The organism is Leptolyngbya sp. DQ-M1, assembly GCF_039962505.1.
GTDB lineage: Bacteria > Cyanobacteriota > Cyanobacteriia > Leptolyngbyales > Leptolyngbyaceae > Leptolyngbya.
Genome location: NZ_JAMPLJ010000006.1, coordinates 160,642 through 182,064, shown reverse-complemented (window position 1 = coordinate 182,064; position 21,423 = coordinate 160,642). Strand labels below are relative to the sequence as shown.

The following is a 21,423-nucleotide window of genomic DNA, read 5'->3' as shown; positions in this document are numbered from 1 at the left end:
GGTGTGAGGAGAATTTGGCATGCAGGAACGATCGCTCTTAACCGCAATTGAAGCAAGTCAGCAGTATCTTTTATCGCTGCAAAAACCAGAAGGATACTGGTGGGCAGAGCTTGAATCGAATGTGACGATCACGGCTGAGACCATTTTGCTGCACAAGATTTGGGGAACCGATCAAGCACGACCGCTGCACAAAGCCGAGGACTATTTACGATCGCAGCAGCGTGATCATGGCGGTTGGGAATTGTATTACAACGATGGCGGCGATCTGAGTACAACGGTTGAAGCGTATATGGCGCTACGGCTGCTTGGGGTTGCGGCGGCTGATCCGGCATTGGTCAGAGCCAAAGAATTTATCCTGGCGCGGGGCGGAATTACCAAAACGCGGATTTTTACCAAGTTTCATTTGGCGCTGATTGGGTGTTTTGATTGGCGCGGTATTCCTTCGCTGCCGCCTTGGATTATGTTTTTACCCTCGCTGAAAGTGGAAATCCCGAATCCGTTTGGTACAGAGCCGCTTTTTTCAGGACATACCTTCAGCATTTATGAGATGTCGAGTTGGGCGCGAGGCAGTACCGTTCCGTTGTTGATCGCGTTCGATCGCAAGCCCGTTTTCATTACCAATCCAGCCATTACGCTCGATGAACTCTACACCGAGGGCGTACATAATGCGGTGTATGAGTTGCCGAGAAAATCGGATTGGACAGACTTATTTTTGGATCTCGATCGAGCGTTCAAGTTTGCTGAAGAGTTGAATTTCATGCCGCTACGCGAGGAAGGCATCAAAGCGGCAGAAAAATGGATTCTTGAACGCCAAGAAGCCACTGGAGATTGGGGTGGGATTATTCCCGCGATGATCAATTCGCTGCTGGCATTGCGCTGTTTAGGGTACAACGCGAATGATCCGTTTGTGGCACGGGGATTAAAGGCGATCGACAATTTCGCGATCGAAGAAGAGAATAGTTATCGGATTCAGCCTTGTGTGTCTCCGGTTTGGGATACGGGACTGGTGATTCGATCGCTGGTTGAATCCGGTGTGTCTCCGTCTGATCCGGCATTAACCAAAGCGGGTGAATGGCTTTTAGACAAGCAGATTCTCAGCTACGGAGATTGGGCAGTTAAGAATACGGAAGGAAAGCCTGGAGCTTGGGCGTTTGAATTCGAGAATCGCTTTTACCCGGATGTTGATGATTCGGCAGTCATCGTGATGGCGCTGGATCTGCTTCAGATGCCGGATGAAGCTTTGAAGCAACAAGCGATCGTTCGGTGTGTGAATTGGATTAGCACGATGCAGTGTAAGCCCGGAGGCTGGGCAGCGTTTGATCTCGATAACGATCAAGACTGGCTAAACGCGATGCCTTACGGGGATCTCAAAGCCATGATTGATCCGAATACTGCGGATGTGACGGCTCGTGTTTTAGAAATGTTCGGTCAGCTTCAAACCGGAGATGCCAAACGCTGTGCAACTTTAACACCGGAAAGAATCGATCGTGCTTTAGCGTACTTGATGCGCGAACAGGAAGCGGACGGCTCTTGGTTTGGGCGCTGGGGTGTGAATTACATTTACGGAACGAGTGGCGTTTTAGTGGCATTGTCGAAGGCGGCTCCGAAGTCACATCGAACCAGCATTCGACGGGGAGCGACTTGGCTTGTGCGATCGCAAAATCCTGATGGTGGCTGGGGTGAAACTTGCGAAAGCTACAAAGATCCAGCGCTCAAAGGAAAAGGCGACAGTACCGCATCTCAAACCGCTTGGGCAGTGATTGGATTGTTGGCGGCGGGAGATGCCACTGGGGATTATGAGTGGGACGCGATCGACAAAGGAATCGCTTATCTGATTGAGACTCAGAAAGATGGCGCGTGGAATGAAGACTGCTTTACAGGTACAGGATTTCCGGGACATTTTTATCTGAAGTATCACCTGTATCAGCAGCATTTTTCACTGACAGCATTAGGGCGATATCAGATGAGTTTGCAGCAGCGATCGGCGTTGAAAGTGCCGTTGAATCTGAAGGTGAGAGAAGTCGTTCTGGAATCGGGAGATTAGAGAAGGGCGATCGATAGAACAGATTTGCTCCGTTTTAGTTAGTTCTTGCCCCCTAAATCCCCCACAAGTGGGGGACTTTGAGAAGAAATCTGATCAGCTTTGGAAGCAGACTTGTCATCAATTTTCATTTATGTTCTTCTCAAGAGTGTTAACACAATTTCAGGGTTGCATATTACTTCAAAGTCCCCCATGAATGGGGGACTTAGGGGGTTGAAGCTGTCCAAAACGAAGCGAAAAACTTATGCCAAAGTTCCACTAAATCAACGCAGTACAATTCAACGATCGCACCTCCATCGCGTCCGAGATATAGCACGATCCGCCAAATCGGTTGAGAATTGGGCGGATTTTCTCGATCGCGTCCTTCAACTGTTCTGGCGCACAAAACGCAATAATATACACCATTTCAATCATTTCGTCGCTTCCAGAAACCCCGCTGCTTTCAAGATTGCGGAACACAGTATAGCGATCAATTTCGGATTGCTTCAGGCTATTGAGAATTTTTGGAAGTTCGATCGAATCTGAGATGATTTCAATCCGTTTAACAGCGTGCATAACTTTACCAAAGAAGAGTAATTCCGTATTCGTACAATGGAATTCCGATCAGAATATTGAACGGAAACGTGACCGCAAGCGCTGCAGAAATATAAAAGCTAGGATTAGCTTCTGGAACCGTTAAACGCATCGCTGCGGGAACCGCAATATAAGACGCACTTGCACATAACACCGCAAACAAAAGTGCATCCCCCGAAGACAGCGAGATCGCTTTTGCGAGAAAGATGGCGATCGTCGCATTTAGCATCGGAATCAACACCCCAAACGACACCAAAAACGTCCCAGTTTTCTGTAGTTCTTGAATTCGCTTTGCCGCGACCAGTCCCATATCTAGCAAGAAGAAGGTCAGCACTCCGTAAAACATATCTTGCGTAAACGGTTTCAACGTCTGCCAGCCATGCTCTCCAGTGATAAAACCGATCGCTACACTCCCCACCAACAGAAACACCGAACCGTTAAAAAATGCTTCTCGCAGCACCTCCGACCATTGAATCGGCTCATCACTAGCACGATCGGTAAACACATTCACCAAAATTAAGCCAATAATGATCGCAGGTGACTCCATGAGCGCCAATGCTGCGACCATGTAACCGTTATAAGCAATCTGAAGCTGATCGAGAAATGATCCAGCCGTAATAAACGTCACCGCACTGATTGATCCGTAAGTCGCCGCGAGCGCTGCTGAATTATAGGGATCTAAGCGCGATCGCAAAATGAAAAACGTATAGATTGGAACAGCAATCGCCATTACGATCGCAGCGCTCAACGTCACGATAACCGCTTGGCTAATCCCGCTCCGCGCCAGCTCTACGCCACCTTTAAACCCGATCGACAGTAGCAAATACAGCGAAAACAACTTCGGAATGGGTGCGGGAATATCAAGATCCGATTTCACCAAAACCGCCAGCATTCCTAGAAAAAAGAACAACACAGGCGGATTCAGAAAGTTAGAAACGATCAGGGTAAAGTCCATTCACAGAAAAAATAACGTTACCTTCCATTCAAACGGGGAATGGCGATCGAGGCAAGAACGCACAATCTTTACGACTTCTTGACCAGAGCTTAACCCGCTTTCAGAAAACAGTGAGTACGATCGCGCCTGTAGCTAACCCCCTGGAGCTTCTGATTATGACAAAAACTCTGGATCAATCGAACGATCGTGCCACTAAATCGGGTACAGAAAATTCTCCGAATAGCCCATCCTTTAACTTTGAGCTTTGGGCAAAACAATTGCGTCCTCAACTTCTAGCGTCTTTGTACAAACACAAATAGTACAAAACACAAATAGAACTGATGCTGAGCTAACGTCCGGCTTTGAGAGTTTGCTCAGCAGTCAATTGCAGGGTTGAGAATGCGGGAGAAACGATCGTATCGGTATGTTTGAACTTCCCTACTTCCCGATAACGATCGTTCTCAAGTTGCAGCACTGTAATTATGGATTGCGCTGGATCAATCAGCCAATATTCAGAAATACCGCGCTCAGCGTACTCTTTGCGCTTATCAACGTAATCGCGCTCTCTAGATTGCTGATCGCTGCTTGAAACAACCTCGACCACGAGCAAAGGAGGCGGCATTTCAGGCCTCAACACATTTCCTCCAGCAAGAATTGCAGCGGCAGATTCTTCGGTATGAACAATTAAGTCGGGTTGTCGCGCTGTTACCTTGGTAGAACGGGTTGCAATCTGATGCCCGATTGCTAACCGATAAGAGGGAATCCCCATTTCTAAAAACCTGGCAAAAAGAAAGCTTGCAATCACAACGTTGAGTGGATTCTCCGGAGCCATTGCTACTAATTCTCCGTTTACTAACTCATAGCGAGTATCAGTTCCGTCGTCATAGTTAAGGTATTCCTCAAAAGTTCCAAACCGCCGCTTTGCCTGCGTCATGAGAATTCGCCTCCCAACTGCGTCAAGAACTGCATTGCTTTTGCCACTGAACTTGCACAATCGTAAGGGGAAGTCTCATAGAACGATCGCCAAGCAGAGCTTTTGTATTCATCATAGCGATCGCGATGCTCTGGATGTCGATCAAGCCATGCCAACCGCACCGCGTGACCAATTAGAACATCCATCACAATGTATTCTTCGACTTTGAACTCTGGGTTACGTTGTGCGATCGCTGAAAGTTCCATCAAAGCTTCCACATTCGCCTGACGATATTCGGGAGCTTGAATTTTGTTGAGCAAATGTTCGATTTTTAGTGCAAAGTTTTTCTCACCTGCGGTCATTTCGGTCGTAAGAAATTCACTCTCAAGCCGATTCCGCCGTTCTAGTTTGTCTCCGATAACTAACCCCTGACAGTGATGTAGCAGCTTCCATACGCTTGGGTAGAAGTCTTTGGGAACGCGATTGAGTGCCCCATCCACTTGACGTTTACGCCACCAGTTTTGGGCACTGGGTTCGATTTCGGTTTTATCAACCAGAATCACCCAATCGATCGCGCTGTTAGGCAATTTCACTTTCAGCGATTCTTGTTTCAGCAGCGCTTTGTTTAGATCGGCATAACCGACCACAATCTCACGCAGTCGAGTTTTAATTTCAAACGGACTTAAGCTCATCAGTTTCTCGTAAGCTTCATCCTGAGTCAGTTCTAACTCTTGCGCCAAATCGGTTGTAATCAACAAAATTAGATAGCCGACTCGTAAGGTTAACAGTCCCTGGAATAGTTTCGGTTCTGCTTTGATCAATAAGCTGAGATAGATAATTACTTCCTGAGTCAGTACCCGATCGCGGATATCTTCGCGGCAGAACTCACGAATCTTTTCTAAGACCTCCGTGTGTGGTAGCGGCTGCATAATCAATGAGTCTTCGCTGTAGGCACGTCCGATCGCAATCTGTTTCTGTCTCACTAAGATATCTGTGACAGCATCCGACAAGCCCACATCAATCTTATCGAGTAATCCTGCACATCGCCGTAAGATGCTCCAATACGGCGATCTCGTAGAATCCCCCTTACTTGCTTTCGTGTATAGTTCATTCAGCAAGTCTCGAACTGTCACTGATGACTGTGCCCCCGCAAATCCGGTTTCAAAGTTCAGTCCTTCTAGCCGCGCCAATGTTCCTAGTAGTTCAACTTGCTCATAAAGGTTCTGTGACGCTCGTAAGCTCTCCAACAGCACTTGAACATCAGTTTCATACTCTAGTTTGAATTCCTGCGCAATGCTCAATGGATGGGTACGATCGGGTTCAAATGCCAGGAAATAGCGAGGCACACCCACTTCAGCGACTGATTTTGATTCAAACTGAAAGCCATGCAGCCAATCAATCCGCTCAGTTCCTGCTGTTCTGACAAACTGTTTAAGCTGACCCAACTGAACCGGAATGTCTCCGCATCGCCCCGCTTGGAGTTCTTGCACCAAATCTAACAATGCTTCTCGACCGAGTTCATACATTTCATGCGTTAGCAACAAGGTGACGATCGGGCGACCCACTTGTTGCCAATGTCGATGAATGTAGGCTAAATCGCTTTTGATGTTTGATACTAAAAAGTGATAGTCCAACGTTAGATAAAACCGTTCCGGCTCAAGAAACGAAGGCAGGACTACGATCGTTTCTCCTTGAATGCGATACACCCGTGCAGTGGTGAGACTCCGCATTCGTCGCTGCGGTCGTCCGGTCAGCGCCAATTTTTCGTTGCGTCCCACCTGGGTATAAGCAGCAGCCAATTCGCGTGCATGACGGACTTGAATTGGTTCCACCTGTTCGAGCGTTTGTGTGGTCACATTGTTTGCTGCAAGTTTAGCCTGTAGCGTTTCATCCTCTGCTAACAGTGCAATCTGAATCGTTGCTTTTCGGCGTTGTCCTCGACGTAAATAGCGCCCACAGGGATCAATATCTCCAACGGAAATCAATCCTTCATGCAGCATTTTCGCTAGCATGTACAAACTCTGTGCCCAAACTAGGGGAATGTTTTCATTGGGAATGCGAGTTTGACTATGAGGATTCGCTTTTTCGGCTGCGATCGCGCTCTCCGGCACAATGAATAGTTCAGGCAATAATTTCACTCCATCTCGCTCGACCGTCAGCGCATCTAAACGATCGAGATAGTCTTGTGCCTGAACGCGATCGCCCCGAAAAATGCCATCTAACGCAAGATAGGTAAAGAATAAGGGCCATTCACACTCGACATGTTCAAACTGCTTCAGTTCAAACGGCTCATAGTGCAATCGTGTGGTGTCTTCGATCACGGTTTGATGTCCGTCGCGCAAGAAGCGCTTACAGCCATAGCGACCTTGCAGCAGATCGATGATCTTATCGCGGGTGCGATCGACTAGTTCGATATCCTCAACTGCAAACGCAGGAAACCCGATCGCGCTGAGCAATGCAGCATCGACTTCTTTAGAGCTTGATTCGCGTGGCAGCAATGATTCTAGCGTTGTCCGACAGCGAGCAATCTCATCCGGCAGCACATGAATCACTGAACTCTGTCCGCCCTGTGTTCCAAACAGATTCAGCCCATTCATCGCTTCGAGTGCCGCTTTTGCCATGCCGACAGAGCTACCGTTCAGTTCGGGATTGCCGTGATTGATCTTGTTACCGCGCTCCCAAATTCCATAGTCAGGCGTGCGATAAGTCCGACCAATGTAGTACACCAGGTTTTGCACAAAGTTCACTTCATCACAGGTGTAAACAATGGACAATCCCGAAGTGGTCATCTGCGCCAACATCAATAGAAATACTGAAGTTGCATCTAGCTGCAAATGTCCCCATTCATCGTCACCGACTACCGTTGATCCGGTTGCAGTGTCATATTTTGCATGGAGGGCATCTAACGGATTCTGATTATGTTTGAACTTCTCAACCTTTTGCGCTTGCTGCATCATCGAAAACAACAATCCGCGCATCAACTTGACGACGCTATGTTCTAGCTCATAGGTGCGTCCACGATCGTCATCAAGTTTTCGATAAGCTAATGCCAACCCCCAAACTGCCAGAATGCTATACACATTGTCCCGCACCCAAGCATCGGTGTAGTCTCCGTGAGCGTTCACGGCGGTACTGGCGGGAAGCAGTCCAGAAATTGGGTTCTGACGACTCAAGATAATCGATCGCACTTCTTCGTAATAGCGATCGAGCCGATTCGCGAGGTCAATTGCTGGAGTTGCCATAGGATCAGGGTAGGGAGTTAGGGGTTTACAAGCGCATCAGCGCTTGAATCAAAGATCTTAACCGAAGTTGCTATGATTCGCTCATCGAAAGAATGGGACAAAATGAACAACGCCGATCAACGCAATCAAATTGCCCCTCAGGCAACCGTTAAAGCTTAGATTCAGCGTAATCGGGAATTACAAGAACAATTCAACAGGGTTATCAATGACACACGATCGCCCCGCACCGAGTTTCTCAAGCGGCAGCGAAACGAAGATCAGGAATAGCCGATCGTTGATCCCGGTAGTCTCATCACCGATCGATATCGCACTTCAGTTTCTGCAACAGAGATCGATTTGCGTTGTGTTGTCCATTCACTACGATCAAACAGTTTTTCTCTCAATTCGTTCACATTCACATTGCAGATTGCATGATCAGAAATGACTTGCCGACCATTCACCCAAACATAACTTACAACATTTACAGGGCGACCGAGAATCAGTAAGCCGATCGGATCAGTTCGCGGTAACAAGGACAACGATTTCAGGTCGTACATTACCAAATCTGCTTTCTTGCCAACCGTCAAAGATCCAAATTGATCTGCGCGATCCAAGCCTGTTGCACCGCCTAGGGATGCCATTTCCACAGATTGTCGAGGAGTAATCCAGTGATGATAATCAAAGTCTGTGACTGAATGCAAAATTGACCCAATTTTAATCGCTTCGAGTAAATCTTGAGAATCATTACTTGCAGCACCATCACACCCAAATGTAACATTCACTCCTGCTTGACGGTACTTCAGAATTGGAGCGATCCCACTTCCTAAGCGTAAGTTGCTCAATGGATTGTGAACTACGGTCGATCGCGTTTCTGCCATGATCTCAATATCTTGGTCATCGAGCCAAACACAATGTGCTAGGGAAGTTTTCTCACTCAAAAATCCAATCTCTTTAAGATGTTGAACAGCACTACACCCATACTTTTCTTCAGCCAGCATCTTTTGGGCTTTGGTTTCGAGTAGATGAGCATGGCGGCTCAGGTTGTATCGATCGCTGAGTTCAATACAGCCTTCAAACAACGCATCCGAGCAAAGCTGAATTCCAGTCGGCGCAGCGACAACTTCAATTCCTTGATCCGGACGATGAAACTGGTAAATTGCTGCTTGAAGAAGTTCAAGCACTGCCTGAGTCGGCTGTTCAAAGTTGCTATGTCTTACTTCATCACCACCAGTCGGAATGCCTGCGCTCAACGCCTCATCCTGAATCAACGGCGCGATGAAGGCTCGAATGCCCACTTCCCGATAACCTCGATCGACCGCAGCAATGGTTTCGATTTCTTTTCCTGGAATCAGCACCAAATGATCGACAACACTCGTTCCACCGGTCATGAGAGTTTCGATCGCGGTGCCCACTGCACTGAGATAAGCTTGCTCCGGGTCGAGCGGTGTAGTTTCGTAGAGTTCTGCGATCCAGAGTTCGAGCGGCACAGGCGGAATCAATCCACGCTGCCACATTTCCGAGGAGTGGGTATGAGCATTCACAAATCCAGGCAGTAAAAGCTGATTCGTGCCATCGATCGCAGTTCCAATCACCGCTAAGTTAGGCGCGATCGCAACAATGCGATCATCTTGGATTTGCACATCGACTGTTTTATACCCCTCACCCTCTGCAATCAAAACATTCTGAATCGTAAAACTCATAGATCGATGCCTACTCAATACATAGCAGCCTAAGCTATTAAACTCGATTTCGGAGTTGTTGAATCCACAATTTTGGGTGGTCGTCCGATCGCACCTTAAAGCTGCTCATCGATAACAAAAGCGGCACACCTCCCACTTTAGCGCTCATCAATAGATGCAGTGCTAAACAGACAAGCATCGTTGCCCAAGCAGTGAGATGTAAGGAATAAGCCAAATGATGCAGTTCACCTGTGGGCAACCAAGTTTCATCCATTAGTTTTCCGCTAATTGCAGCAAATACGATCGCAAGCAACATTACTGTATTTGTTAGCCGTTGTAGACTAATCCACGAAATTGGCTTTCCAATGTTCGACAATTGTGCGATCGAGTCTTTTTGAACTAATTTCTTTCGACCGCACCAAAGACTATAAATCACAAATAACGGTGCAAATAGAAAAAACGTCAGTCCGATCGTGCCGTGGTAGTCAATGATCGGATTGATTCTGGGTAAGGGAACCTTTCCAAAGCGTCCATCAAATGTGTCATACACCCAATACCCGCTGATCAATGCCGCAATCACCAACAGTGCATTGACTCCGTGCAGAAAGCGCAGCAGTGAAGGTTGATAAGGTTTAGTGCGTGACATAATTCTGTTCTTAGATTGTTCTCTTACTGATATAGCTTAAATTTTTAAAAAATTTGGAACTTATGTGTTGAATTTTTTACGATCGTAAAGTGAGTATTCGATAACATTTTGCCTCAACAGTGATCAAAAGATTACGTCTATGCGGTTCATCGGATAGATGCGATAGCGTGATGAGGTACTAAAAATTTTGAAGTGTGACTCTCCTCTCACGCTTTATTCTTTGTTTTTGGAGTTCTTCCAATGGCTACTGTGAAAATAGGGATCAATGGTTTCGGTCGGATTGGTCGCTTAGTGTTTCGCGCTGCGCTCGACGATGCCAACATTGAAATCGTTGGCATCAATGATCTTGTTCCGCCCGATAATTTGGCGTATCTTCTCAAGTACGATTCGACGCATGGGGTATATCCGGGCACGATCGAGGCAAAACCCGATGGCATTGCGGTAAACGGCAAGTTTATTCCGTGTTTTGCGATGCGGAATCCAGAAGATTTACCCTGGGGCAATCTTGAAGCCGATTACGTGGTTGAATCGACCGGATTGTTTACCGATTTTGAAAGTGCTTCTAACCATGTGAAAGCCGGTGCAAAGCGGGTGATTATCTCCGCTCCGACGAAAGATCCAGAGCGTGTGAAAACGCTGCTGATGGGCGTGAATCACGATTCTTTCGATCCTGAAAAAGATACGATCGTCTCGAATGCAAGCTGCACTACCAATTGTTTAGCGCCAGTGGCGAAAGTGTTAAACGATCGCTTCGGCTTAGTCGAAGGGTTGATGACCACCGTTCATGCAATGACGGCAACTCAACCGACTGTGGATGGCCCAAGTAAAAAAGACTGGCGCGGTGGACGCGGAGCTGCTCAAAACATTATTCCTGCTGCAACCGGAGCTGCTAAAGCGGTGACGCTGGTGCTGCCGGAACTGAAAGGAAAGCTGACTGGAATGGCATTTCGTGTGCCGACTCCCGATGTTTCCGTTGTCGATCTAACCTTCAAAACCGAAAAGCCAACGAGCTACAAAGAAATCTGTGAAGCGATGAAAGAAGCCTCAGAAACAACGCTGAAGGGGGTTCTAGGCTATACCGATGAGGAAGTGGTTTCGACTGATTTTCAGGGCGATCGTCGATCGAGCATTTTTGATGCAGGTGCAGGTATCGAACTGAATTCCAACTTCTTTAAGATTGTGTCTTGGTACGACAATGAATGGGGTTACTCGAATCGAGTGATTGATTTGATGACTACGATGGCGAAAAAAGATGGCATCTTGAATTAAGTCATCTACGATGGGGGTCACCTGATCCCTATCGTAGATTTTTATCTGGCTATTACTTTCGCTGATGAGAAGAACTCGATCAACATAATAAAATGAAAGTCTTAGATACTTGAAAGGTGGCGTTTATGGTTCAGACTCCTGCTAAATCTTTGACGCTAGAAGAATTTCTAAGGCTTCCGGAAACAAAGCCAGCAAGCGAGTATATTGGCGGTCAAATCATCCAGAAACCCATGCCGCAAGGAAAACATAGTGTTGTTCAGGGAGAACTGACACCAGCCATCAATACAGAACTGAAATCTAAACGCCTGGGTCGTGCGTTCCCAGAATTACGCTGTACTTTTGGTGGACGATCGATTGTTCCAGATGTCAGTGTGTTTACTTGGGATCGAATTCCTCGCGATGCAAATGGTGAGGTCGCAAATACCTTTCAAATTGCTCCAGATTGGATGATCGAGATTCTTTCTCCAGATCAAAGCCCAACGAAAGTGATCAAAAACATTCTGCACTGTATTGATTATCAAACGCAGATGGGTTGGCTGATTGATCCCGATGAGAAAGTTGTGTTTGTTTATTTTGCCGATCGTACAATCCGATTTTTTGACGTTCCAGAACAGCTTTTGCCTGTACCATCGTTTGCAAGCAACATTCAATTAACAGTTCAAACCTTGTTCGGATGGTTGTCTGAGTAGCACTGCGATCGCTCTAGAACTCTACATCGTCTTCATCAGACTCTCCGATTACCGACAGTGGAAACTGTTGCTTCAATGCAGGAATCGCTGGGCAAGGTTTGCGATCGTCCAAATTCTCCGGCTTGTTCCAGCTAAAGGGAGCTTGTTTTGCCGCAGACATCCATAACAATCGTTTTGCGCGAGTCATTGCAACATACAACAATCGAAACTCTTCAGCAGTCTTGAGCGATCCGGCTCGTTCCCAAGCTTCGTCATTGGTCGGAATCGGTTCGTGATGCACGATCGCCCTAATTTGCGCTCTTGCGACCTCAGATAAAGTAAAGTCGCCAAGAAACTGCATGGCAGGCGGAATGTAGAGCGATCCGGGAATCATGTTTTCATGCAAAAACGGAATGAAAACATAGTCCCAATCGAGACCCTTTGCTTTGTGCATGGTGATCACGGTTAGCTGGCTGGGACGAACATAGCGATCGTCGTCTTCTGCTTCGACAGGTTCAAATCGCTCTGAACTGACAACGTCGCTTAACACTTCTAGCATTGCTGTAAGTGAGTTCTCGCGGGTTTGCTGCATGACGCGTTCTGCAAGTTTGTCAGCAGTTGCAAGCTCTGTTTGCTCATAGTTCAAGGTATAAGCGAGAAATGAAATCAATTGATAGAGGGGTAGCTCTAATCTCGCTCTGAGTAAGCTTGTACAGAAACGGCTTGCTTGTTGAACTTGTGGATCTTGTGGTGGATCAAGCGGAGCAGGATAAAGAAACTGTTCCGGAAAAGTGATCAGAGCATTTAAATCTTGATTCGGAATGATGCGACGGCTGACAAACACAGATAAAGCAGCTTTGAGATTGTCCGGAGAATGAGGTCGATCGAGGAATTGCAACAGTGATAACATCTCTGCGGGGATGTGAGACTGTCGATCGCGCATTCCCACCTCAAAGACTGAAAGCTTGTCATCGAACCATCGCGCTAGTTCTCGTGCTACAAATTTTCCTTGCTCGTTGGTGCGAACTAACACTGCCGCCGATCGCTCTGGATAATGATTGAACAATGCGATCGCTCTTTTACCAATCCATTCCACCGTTTGATGCACATCCTCAGGCGTGTGAATCTCAAAGCCTAAGCCTTCAGGACTGGGGTTTGCATCGGCTTGCGGATCATTGTTAGACACTGGGTGAATCATCTGCGATCGAAATGGCGCAGCGTCTTCGTTTCCGTAAGTTCGATTCACCCAGTTCAATACAAAATTTGCAGCTTCGAGAATGATCCGACTACTGCGACCTGCTTGATTCATTTCAGCAAGCCGATTTTCGATCGCGCAAGTCTGACAAAATTCTCGAAAGAACACCGGATCAGCAGGCGTGAATGTTGAATTAATGGCTTGATTCGGATCACCGACCCGCACTAGGTTTTGATTGTGCAACTGTTCTGGATCGATTGCTAATAGTTCTAATAATCGCGTTTGTAGGGGGCTTGAATCTTGTGCTTCATCTTCAAACACAGCAAACACTTGAGATTGCCAACGCGCTCTAATTCCCGGATGTTCTAGCACTCGTAGCGCACCTAAAACCATCTCGTCATAGTCAATGAAGCTCCTGCTTTGGAGTTGCAGTTGGTATTGTTCATACAGTCCTGCAGCGATCGACAAGATCGAATAGTCATCGGATGCAATCTGACTACGTAAATCTTCCGGTAACAACCCTGAGCTTTTCGCTTCTCGAATTACCGTTTCTGCCAGTGCAGGCAACACTTCGGTTCGCAATACAGCTTGTCTTCGTAACCGCTCGGTTTCTTCCCCGTCGAATTGTTGCCCTTCTAACAAGCGCTGATAGAGATGCGGATTCAGTCCTAACCATTGTTCTACACTGGTGCGGATCAGTCGATTTCCTTGCGTGGGTGTGATTAAAATTGAATCGGGATTAAAGCCCGATCGCTCCGGAGCGCTTCTGGCGATCGACCAAGCTAATCCATGCAGCGTGTGAACCACAAACCCACCTTGAGGAAGGCTTAATTTTTTCAGATACTCACGAATTTTGGCTTTAATGTTTGCGGCTGCCGATCGCGTGAAGGTGACGACGACTAACTGACGGCGGCTGTGGAGTTGGTATTGCGCGATCGCGACTGCTGCCGCAACTGCCATTCCGGTCGATTTCCCCGCCCCCGGAACTGCCGACACCGCCAATCGCCCGCCTTGCCAATCGGCGATTTCTCGCTGTCCCGGACGCAGCGTACTCCGCAGCGTTTGTAATAGCTTCTCGCGAATCTCTAACACACTGGAAACAACAGGATCAGCAGCCATAGGTTTAGTAGAGAATATGTACTACTACTTTAAGCGGTAAACTGGTTCGATCGTAGACTTCAAACCGAAATCATGACGCGATCGGAAGCTGAAACTATTTTGCGGCAATTTATCTGTACTGAACGATCTTCTGAACCGCTGGATTATGCAGCGATTCGAGAAGCAGTCTTGATTGTGGCAGATTTATCTGATTATCAAATTCTAGGAATCTGTGCAGAAACGGCTGAGGAGGGCTTGAAAGCGCTGTCGAGCTATGTGGGCGCACTGAAATATGATGTGCCAGAAACGCGATCGATTCCTGGAGCCATCTACATTAAATTCAATCCGTTAACGGGTCGATCGCATATGGAACCCTACAGCGGAAACCATCGGGGGGTATTAATTTCTTGCCAATCTGCGTTTGAGGATGGCGTAAATGAAACGTTTGGGCATTTGCCGCTCGATCTATTCAAACAATAAACCCAGATCGATCCTCGATCTGGGCTTGATTTTTAATAAACCAGCACTATTAAAGAGCTTGGCTGGCGGTTTTAATGGCTTGAACTATCTCTGTTCATTGATTTCATTCTACAAGACACATCTCAGCTTTGGTGGGAAAACACATTGTTCTTCAACATTTGATACTCAACTTAATCAACTGCTCGATTTTTTGAATACAGACCCTCAAAGTTTTGAAGTTATTTAAAGATTAAATCTAATCTTTGCTGTGCAGCTTTTAGTGCTTCCTCTGGTGTATTGCGATCGAGCAATGCCGCCTCGATCGCTCGTCCTAAGTTATCCGAAATTCGGTTGTATCCTGGGAAAATCGGACGCGATCGCCCAAATTGCGCCTGACCGAGAAAGACATCGACCGCAGGCTGCTTTGCTCGGAATGCTTTGTATGCTTCACTTTCTCGCGATTTTAGATTGGTGGGTAGGTATCCTGTGCCGATCGCCCATTCGGTCTGAAATTCCTCACTCATGACGAATTCAGCAAACTCAAACGCCGCTCGTTCTCGCTCTGGCGTGGATTTGAATAGAAATAGATTTTCGCCGCCGATCGCTGTTCCTGCTTGAGTTCCCTTTGGAATTGGCAATACCCCAAAATCAACCTGGGTCGCTTGCAGTTGTCCCAATGTCCAAGGCCCTGAAAGCTGCATTGCGACTTTACCGGTTAAAAATCCATCGAGTTCGTAACCGCGTTCGGGTTGAGACAGAATTGCAGAGCCGTCTTGCATCAAATCGCGCCAGAACTGTAAAGCTGCGATCGCTCCTGAATTAGCAATATTCACTCCGGCTGAAGCGCTACTGGGAATAACCTTTTCAGGGGTGATTTCGTTGCCATAAGTTACAGTCGCATTGCTCAACTCTCCAGCCCCGCTAAACATAAACGGCAACCAGGTAAAGACTGTCCATTCTCCTTTGCCCAATGGTAAAAGCATTCCATGTTGGTCTGCTTTTCCATCTCCATCTGTATCGCGAGTCAACTGCTTCGCCACTTGCCGAAATTCCGTCCAAGTTCGCGGAAGTTTTTTCACACCTGCTGCTTGAAACAGACTCGGACGATAATAAATACCGACATTGTTCGTACCAAAAGGAATCGACCAAGTTTTTCCTTCATATTGCATCGTATTGAGCAAAGCAGGATCGAGTTCTGATTTAACCGATGAAGCTGTGAGAAAATCATCGATCGACCTCAGCGCATCCAATTCCACCAATTGCCCAGTAATCATTGGTGCATACCACAACATATCTGGGGGAGCATTTCCGACTACTGCCGCGAGAATTTTGGGCATTTGTTGATCGCCTTGTCCAACGTAGAGCGATTCGACTTGAATATTGGGGTGAGCTTGATTGAAACGATCGACCAACTTCTGTAAAACATCCCGATTCGGCGGCGGGTTCACCCCTTGCCACAGCGTTAATCGAGTTACATTAGAGGATTGAGCAGGTTGACATCCAAATAAACTGAGGCAAATCGCGATCGTAAAAACAAATTTCAGCAAATGGGCAAACCGCAGCGACATGATTAGGATGAAAGAATTACGAATCTCTGATTAGTGTATGAGAAAGTTGATTCCAAGCGCGATCACAATCAGTTTACTATTCTTTACGGTGGGGTGTCGATCGGACTCTAATTCAAAACCAGTTGAAATCACGCTAAGCGGCTGGCAAAGTAATCCAAACGAAGGAAAACTACTCGATCAAGTGATTCGAGAATTTGAGACAAAAAATCCGAACATCAAAGTCAAACGAGAAGTCATCAATAGCCAGTATATGGATGTGATTAGAACTCGTTTAATTGGAGAAGTTGCCCCTGATGTATTTTATTTAGAAGCATTTGAAGCACCAGCCTTAATTAAATCTGGTGTCTTAGAGCCGCTTAATTCCTACATTAAGTCAGAATTCAAACTGAATGATTTTGAATCCAGCTTATTAAACGCGTTTAAACGAAATAACAGCGTTTACGGCATTCCAAAAGATTTTTCAACCCTCGCACTTTTCTATAATCAAACTGCTTTGAAAAGTGCAGGAATTGCCCAACCTCCTAAAACCTGGGATGAGTTGAGGCAGACAGCCAAGAAACTAACGATCGACGAAAACAAGGACGGCAAAATCGATCAGTACGGCATGGGAATTGTCTCTGAATTGCCGCGTCAAACCTTTATGATCAAGGCATTTGGCGGAAAGCTAGTGGATCAAACCGACTACGCCGCATTTGATAGTCCAGAGGGACTTCAAGGACTACAGCTTGTGATTGAGCAATATCGACGCGATCGCACCGCCGCACAAGCAACTGATGTCGGTGCTAATTCAAATAGTGAAGCATTCGGACAGGGACGAGTAGCAATGACACTCGATGGAAATTGGGCAATTCCCTATCTCAAAGAAACCTTTCCAAACCTGAAATTTCAAACGACAGAAGTTCCGAAAATTAACGATCAACAAGGCACGATGATTTATACCGTTGCTTATGTAATGAATCGGCAATCGAAACAGAAAGCAGCAGCCTGGAAATTAATTGAGTTTCTAACGAGCGAATCTGGGATGAAAGCTTGGGCAAAACAGGGTGTTACCCTGCCATCGCGGCGATCGGTGTTAGCGGAAATGAAATACGATCGTAATCCGATTTATTCACCCTTTGTTGCAGGTGCAAAGTATGGAACACTCTGGCAAGCGGGCGAAACTTTACCAACCATTGTCACCAGTTTTGATAATCAATTTGTCAGTGCGATGCTCGGACAGCAACCTTTACCCGAAGCGATGAAACGCGCTCAAAATACTGCAAATCGAGAAATCTATTTATCGAAATAACAATGAAACAAAAATCTAGAGAAGCGTTATCAGGTTATGCCTTTATGACACCTGCGATCGTAATCTTGGGTGTATTTTTGGCATTGCCTGTGATTTATGCGATCGTGCTTTCCTTCTATCGAGTTCAATTACTCGGTGAGGTTGATTTTCGCTTTGCAGGATTGAGAAATTTTATTCGGATTCAAGATGATGAACGAGTTTGGATCGCGCTTGCAAATACAATTCAATACGTCGCGATCGTTGTTCCAATCCAAACGATTCTAGCCCTCGTCCTCGCTTTATTACTTAATGCTAAAATTCGCGGTCGAAGCTGGTTTCGAGTTGCATTCTTCTTACCGACTGTGACTTCTTCAGCCGTTCTCACACTCATATTCATGTGGATTTATAACTCGAATGGGTTGTTAAATAATTTTCTAGATGCAGTCGGTTTACCTACTTATAATTGGCTTGGTGATCCACAAGTTGCACTCAAAGGAATTATGTTGATGAATATCTGGGCAACTGCACCGTTATTTATGGTGATTTATTTGGCTGCACTGCAAGATATTCCAGAAAGTTTATATGAAGCCGCTTCGATCGATGGTGCAACAACCTGGGAGAAATTCTGGTGTATCACGCTGCCATTTCTCAAGCCTGTAACGTTTTTTGTGATTACGATCGGCATTATCGGAACCTTCCAATTATTTGATCAATCTTATATCTTCTCAAATGGCTCAGGTGGCCCTGATAACGCCACATTAACGATCGTGCTTCTGATCTATCAATACGCTTTCAATCGGTTAGACATGGGATATGCGCTTGCATTAACACTCATTCTTGCGCTCGTCATTATGTTAGCGACTTTAATTCAACGCTATTTCTTTAGAGAAGAGAGCTTAGATTAATCATGTTAAAAACAAACACAGTTCGCTGGTGGATTTGGTTAATGTATGGTGGACTGATCATTTATGCGATCGTCACCTTTATTCCCTTTCTATGGGCGCTCTCTGCTTCGTTTAAACCACTCTCAGAAATCTCAGCGAGTGGAGCTAACTTTATTCCCCAGGAGTTTACTTTAGAGAATTACAAAGCAATTTTTGCACAAGAACCGCTCTTTGGCAGATGGTTATTCAATAGCGCGATCGTTGCTATTTTTGTCACCCTGTTTAATCTTCTATTCAATTCAATGGCGGGATACGCCCTTGCCAGAATTCAATTTCCCGGAAACCGTTTATTCTTCTTTCTGGTTCTGGCAGTTCTCGTTGTCCCGGCCCAAATTACATTACTTCCCAAATTTCTAATTCTCAAATCTTTAGGCTGGCTCAATTCTTATCAAGGATTAGTTGTCCCAACCGTCGTCAACGCCACTTTTATTTTTATGATGCGGCAATTCTTTGTTAATTTTCCAAAAGAGCTAGAAGAAGCTGCACAACTCGATGGATTAAATCGATTTGAAACCTTTTTTCAGATTGTTCTGCCTTTAGCAAAACCCGCTCTAGCTGCACAAACAATTTTCATCTTCATGAGTTCCTGGAACGATTTTTTATTGCCCCTCGTTGTCATGTCAAATCCTGAAATGTTCACCCTACCGATCGGCTTAAACGCCTTCAAAGGTCAATACATCACTTACTGGAATTACATCATGGCAGCTTCGATGGTCTTCACGCTGCCAGCCCTGATTATCTATGCGTTCTTCAATCGCTATTTTATTCAGGGCGTGACCTTCACCGGAGGCAAATCGTAACTTTTTCGATATCCTATTAATCGCACCCGTTTCGATTTGTAGGTATGGCAGGACACAGCAAGTGGGCAAACATTAAACGCCAAAAAGCCAGAGTAGACGCTAAAAGAGCAAACATCTTTACTAAGGTTTCCCGTGAAATCATTGTTGCGGCTCGCAATGGAGTTCCTGATCCGGCAGGTAATTTTCAGCTCAGAACCGCGATCGAAAAAGCCAAAGCCGCAGGCATTCCTAACGAAAATATCGATCGCGCGATCGCCAAAGGTGCTGGCAAGCTTGGCACAGATGCCCCACTGGAAGCCATTCAATATGAAGGCTACGGTGCAGGCGGTGTGGCTATCCTGATCGAAGCCCTTACTGACAATCGCAATCGAACCGCTGCTGACTTACGAGAAGCCTTTAGCAAAAACGGCGGTAACTTGGGTGAACCCGGTTGCGTGGGCTGGATGTTCGAGCAAAAAGGCATTGTCGAACTTTCTTTCGCTCCGCAAAAGACCGGACGCAGCCGCAAAATTGAAGCAGTGTCGATCGACGAAGAAGCCCTCCTCGAAGCCTGCCTCGAAGGTGGAGCCGACGCTTATGAGCTAATCGAAACCGAAGACGGACAAGCCGCAGAAATTTTTACCGAAGTCGAAAACCTGGAATCCCTCAGTCAAAGCCTGAAAGACCGGGGTTACACTGTGGCGCAAGTCGAACTCCGCTGGATTCCCCAAAATACGATCGAAGTCACCGACCCCGATCACGCCCGCGCTCTGCTCAAGCTGATGGACGCGCTTGATGCACTCGATGATGTGCAAAACGCGACCGCCAACTTTGACATTGCTGAAGAACTAATGATGGCATCGATCGCTTAACGATTGCTCACATCAAAAATCTACGCGAGAATAGGTGTAAAGTTTCGTATCGCTCAACGGGTATGCAGATCGCTGAATCGAAAATTCTTGACTATGACATTGCGATCGTCGGTGGCGGTGTCGTAGGAACCACCTTCGCGTGTGCCTTAAAAGATTCTGGCTTTCGAGTCGCATTGATCGAGGCTGAAGTGTCTTCGCTGGCAGTTTCTCGCGCTCAGGCGTATTCTATTTCGCTCTTATCCAGCCGCATCTTTGAAGGCTTGAACATTTGGCAACAGATTTCCCCTCAAGTTGAAACCTACAAGAACGTGCGCCTTTCAGATTCGGACTATCCGACTGCCGTTCAGTTTGCACCCTGCGATATTGGCACTGAAACTTTAGGATATGTCGCAGAACATCGAGTTTTAATTACCGCACTTCAGGATCTGCTTCAAACTTGCTCAAATGTCGATCGCTTCTGTCCTGCCAAAGTGATTAAAACCGAGCACCAGTCCAGTGATGTGGTTCTCGATGTTCTGCTCAATGGTGAAGTGCAGCAAATCCGATCGCGCCTAGTCGTTGCAGCAGATGGCGCGCGATCGCCCCTCCGTCAACAAGCCGGAATTAAAACGCTTGGCTGGCAATATTGGCAGGCTTGTGTCGTCGCTACACTCAAGCTCGATGCTCCCCACAACAACACCGCCTATGAATGGTTCTGGAAAACAGGGCCTTCTGGCATTCTCCCACTTCCCGGTAATCGCTGTCGCATCGTCTGGACAGCCCCTCGTGCTGAAGCCGAAGCTCTGTTAGCGCTTGACGATCGCGCCTTTATTGAAGCCTTCCAAGCGCGATATGGCTCGAAGTTCGGCACACCAGAAATCGAAGGACAGCGCTACCTCTTCCCGATTCAGTTGATGCACAGCCGCAAGTATGTCTTGCCGCAGTTTGCCTTAATCGGAGATGCCGCTCATAGCTGCCATCCGTTAGGCGGTCAAGGCATCAACATGGGAATCCGCGATGCTGCTGCCCTAGCACAAGTTTTACAAACCGCAAAAAAACGCGGCGAAAACATTGCCAGTCTGCGCGTTCTAAAGCGCTACGAACGTTGGCGACAGTGGGAAAACCTGCTGATCTTGAGCATCACCGACATCTTAAATCGCACCTTCTCGAATCAGATTGTCCCGATCGTGCAACTTCGTCGCCTGAGCTTGTGGATTTTGCGAACCCTTCAGCCCTTAAGAACGATCGTTTTTCGCATCATGTCAGGCTTGACCGGACGCACTCCCCAACTTGCTCAGCGCTAAATGAATGTCTAGTG

Annotated in this window: 18 protein-coding genes; 10 read left to right on the top strand and 8 right to left on the bottom strand. The window is 46.7% G+C overall.

Annotated features, from left to right (window positions below; translation table 11 throughout):
* Window positions 1-19: 19 nt before the first annotated feature.
* Entirely contained in the window at window positions 20-2,044 is a 2,025-nt protein-coding gene (gene shc, locus NC981_RS19005; RefSeq protein ID WP_348244374.1) for a squalene--hopene cyclase, read from the top strand.
* A gap of 255 nt (window positions 2,045-2,299) precedes the next feature.
* Here shc and NC981_RS19000 read toward each other — a convergent pair whose 3' ends face one another.
* Complete coding sequence (locus NC981_RS19000) at window positions 2,300-2,596, bottom strand: P-II family nitrogen regulator (RefSeq protein ID WP_348244373.1); 297 nt, start codon at window positions 2,594-2,596, stop codon at window positions 2,300-2,302.
* A 4-nt stretch (window positions 2,597-2,600) separates the two neighbouring features.
* Window positions 2,601-3,569, bottom strand: a complete 969-nt coding sequence (locus NC981_RS18995) for a sodium-dependent bicarbonate transport family permease (protein WP_348244372.1) — start codon at window positions 3,567-3,569, stop codon at window positions 2,601-2,603.
* Between the two features lie 155 nt (window positions 3,570-3,724).
* Here NC981_RS18995 and NC981_RS18990 point away from each other — a divergent pair, with 155 nt between their 5' ends.
* Window positions 3,725-3,868, top strand: a complete 144-nt coding sequence (locus tag NC981_RS18990) for a hypothetical protein (protein WP_190378290.1) — start codon at window positions 3,725-3,727, stop codon at window positions 3,866-3,868.
* Window positions 3,869-3,897: 29 nt separating this feature from the next.
* On the opposite strand, the gene NC981_RS18985 is transcribed toward NC981_RS18990, so the two are convergent.
* From NC981_RS18985 to NC981_RS18970, 4 genes are all read right to left on the bottom strand, one after another.
* Window positions 3,898-4,482, bottom strand: a complete 585-nt coding sequence (locus NC981_RS18985; protein ID WP_348244371.1) for a Uma2 family endonuclease — start codon at window positions 4,480-4,482, stop codon at window positions 3,898-3,900.
* Window positions 4,479-7,703 carry a glycoside hydrolase family 15 protein gene (locus NC981_RS18980; protein ID WP_348244370.1) on the bottom strand — a complete coding sequence of 1,075 codons (3,225 nt, stop codon included), beginning with the start codon at window positions 7,701-7,703 and terminating at the stop codon, window positions 4,479-4,481. The genes NC981_RS18985 and NC981_RS18980 overlap by 4 nt, the downstream gene beginning before the upstream one ends.
* 257 nt (window positions 7,704-7,960) lie before the next feature.
* Window positions 7,961-9,382: an amidohydrolase gene (locus NC981_RS18975; RefSeq protein ID WP_348244369.1), complete on the bottom strand. Its 1,422-nt coding sequence runs from the start codon at window positions 9,380-9,382 to the stop codon at window positions 7,961-7,963.
* 37 nt (window positions 9,383-9,419) lie between these two features.
* Window positions 9,420-10,007 carry a cytochrome b/b6 domain-containing protein gene (locus tag NC981_RS18970; RefSeq protein WP_348244368.1) on the bottom strand — a complete coding sequence of 196 codons (588 nt, stop codon included), beginning with the start codon at window positions 10,005-10,007 and terminating at the stop codon, window positions 9,420-9,422.
* A gap of 240 nt (window positions 10,008-10,247) precedes the next feature.
* Between NC981_RS18970 and gap the strand changes: the two genes are divergently transcribed.
* Together gap and NC981_RS18960 are read left to right on the top strand one after the other, a co-directional pair.
* Window positions 10,248-11,276: a type I glyceraldehyde-3-phosphate dehydrogenase gene (gene gap, locus NC981_RS18965; RefSeq protein WP_348244367.1), complete on the top strand. Its 1,029-nt coding sequence runs from the start codon at window positions 10,248-10,250 to the stop codon at window positions 11,274-11,276.
* A 125-nt stretch (window positions 11,277-11,401) separates the two neighbouring features.
* Entirely contained in the window at window positions 11,402-11,965 is a 564-nt protein-coding gene (locus NC981_RS18960; protein ID WP_348244366.1) for a Uma2 family endonuclease, read from the top strand.
* Window positions 11,966-11,978: 13 nt separating this feature from the next.
* Here NC981_RS18960 and NC981_RS18955 read toward each other — a convergent pair whose 3' ends face one another.
* Window positions 11,979-14,258 (bottom strand): ATP-dependent helicase, encoded by a 2,280-nt coding sequence (locus NC981_RS18955; RefSeq protein WP_348244365.1) that lies wholly within the window; start codon window positions 14,256-14,258, stop codon window positions 11,979-11,981.
* A gap of 72 nt (window positions 14,259-14,330) precedes the next feature.
* On the opposite strand from NC981_RS18955, the gene NC981_RS18950 reads away from it, so the two are divergent.
* On the top strand, window positions 14,331-14,717 hold the full coding sequence (locus NC981_RS18950; protein ID WP_348244364.1) for a DUF1824 family protein: 387 nt from the start codon (window positions 14,331-14,333) through the stop codon (window positions 14,715-14,717).
* A gap of 218 nt (window positions 14,718-14,935) precedes the next feature.
* Here the strand turns inward: NC981_RS18950 and NC981_RS18945 are convergent, their stop codons facing one another.
* The gene (locus NC981_RS18945; protein WP_348244363.1) at window positions 14,936-16,264 is read right to left on the bottom strand and encodes an ABC transporter substrate-binding protein; all 1,329 of its coding nucleotides are present in this window, start codon (window positions 16,262-16,264) and stop codon (window positions 14,936-14,938) included.
* Between the two features lie 37 nt (window positions 16,265-16,301).
* Between NC981_RS18945 and NC981_RS18940 the strand changes: the two genes are divergently transcribed.
* The 5 genes from NC981_RS18940 to NC981_RS18920 all read left to right on the top strand — a co-directional run bounded on the left by NC981_RS18940 (window position 16,302) and on the right by NC981_RS18920 (window position 21,409).
* Complete coding sequence (locus NC981_RS18940) at window positions 16,302-17,552, top strand: ABC transporter substrate-binding protein (RefSeq protein WP_348244362.1); 1,251 nt, start codon at window positions 16,302-16,304, stop codon at window positions 17,550-17,552.
* A 2-nt stretch (window positions 17,553-17,554) separates the two neighbouring features.
* On the top strand, window positions 17,555-18,436 hold the full coding sequence (locus NC981_RS18935; protein ID WP_348244361.1) for a sugar ABC transporter permease: 882 nt from the start codon (window positions 17,555-17,557) through the stop codon (window positions 18,434-18,436).
* 2 nt (window positions 18,437-18,438) lie between these two features.
* Window positions 18,439-19,275: a carbohydrate ABC transporter permease gene (locus NC981_RS18930; protein WP_348244360.1), complete on the top strand. Its 837-nt coding sequence runs from the start codon at window positions 18,439-18,441 to the stop codon at window positions 19,273-19,275.
* Between the two features lie 44 nt (window positions 19,276-19,319).
* Complete coding sequence (locus tag NC981_RS18925) at window positions 19,320-20,126, top strand: YebC/PmpR family DNA-binding transcriptional regulator (RefSeq protein ID WP_348244359.1); 807 nt, start codon at window positions 19,320-19,322, stop codon at window positions 20,124-20,126.
* Between the two features lie 62 nt (window positions 20,127-20,188).
* The gene (locus NC981_RS18920; protein ID WP_348244358.1) at window positions 20,189-21,409 is read left to right on the top strand and encodes an FAD-dependent hydroxylase; all 1,221 of its coding nucleotides are present in this window, start codon (window positions 20,189-20,191) and stop codon (window positions 21,407-21,409) included.
* Window positions 21,410-21,423: the final 14 nt, after the last annotated feature.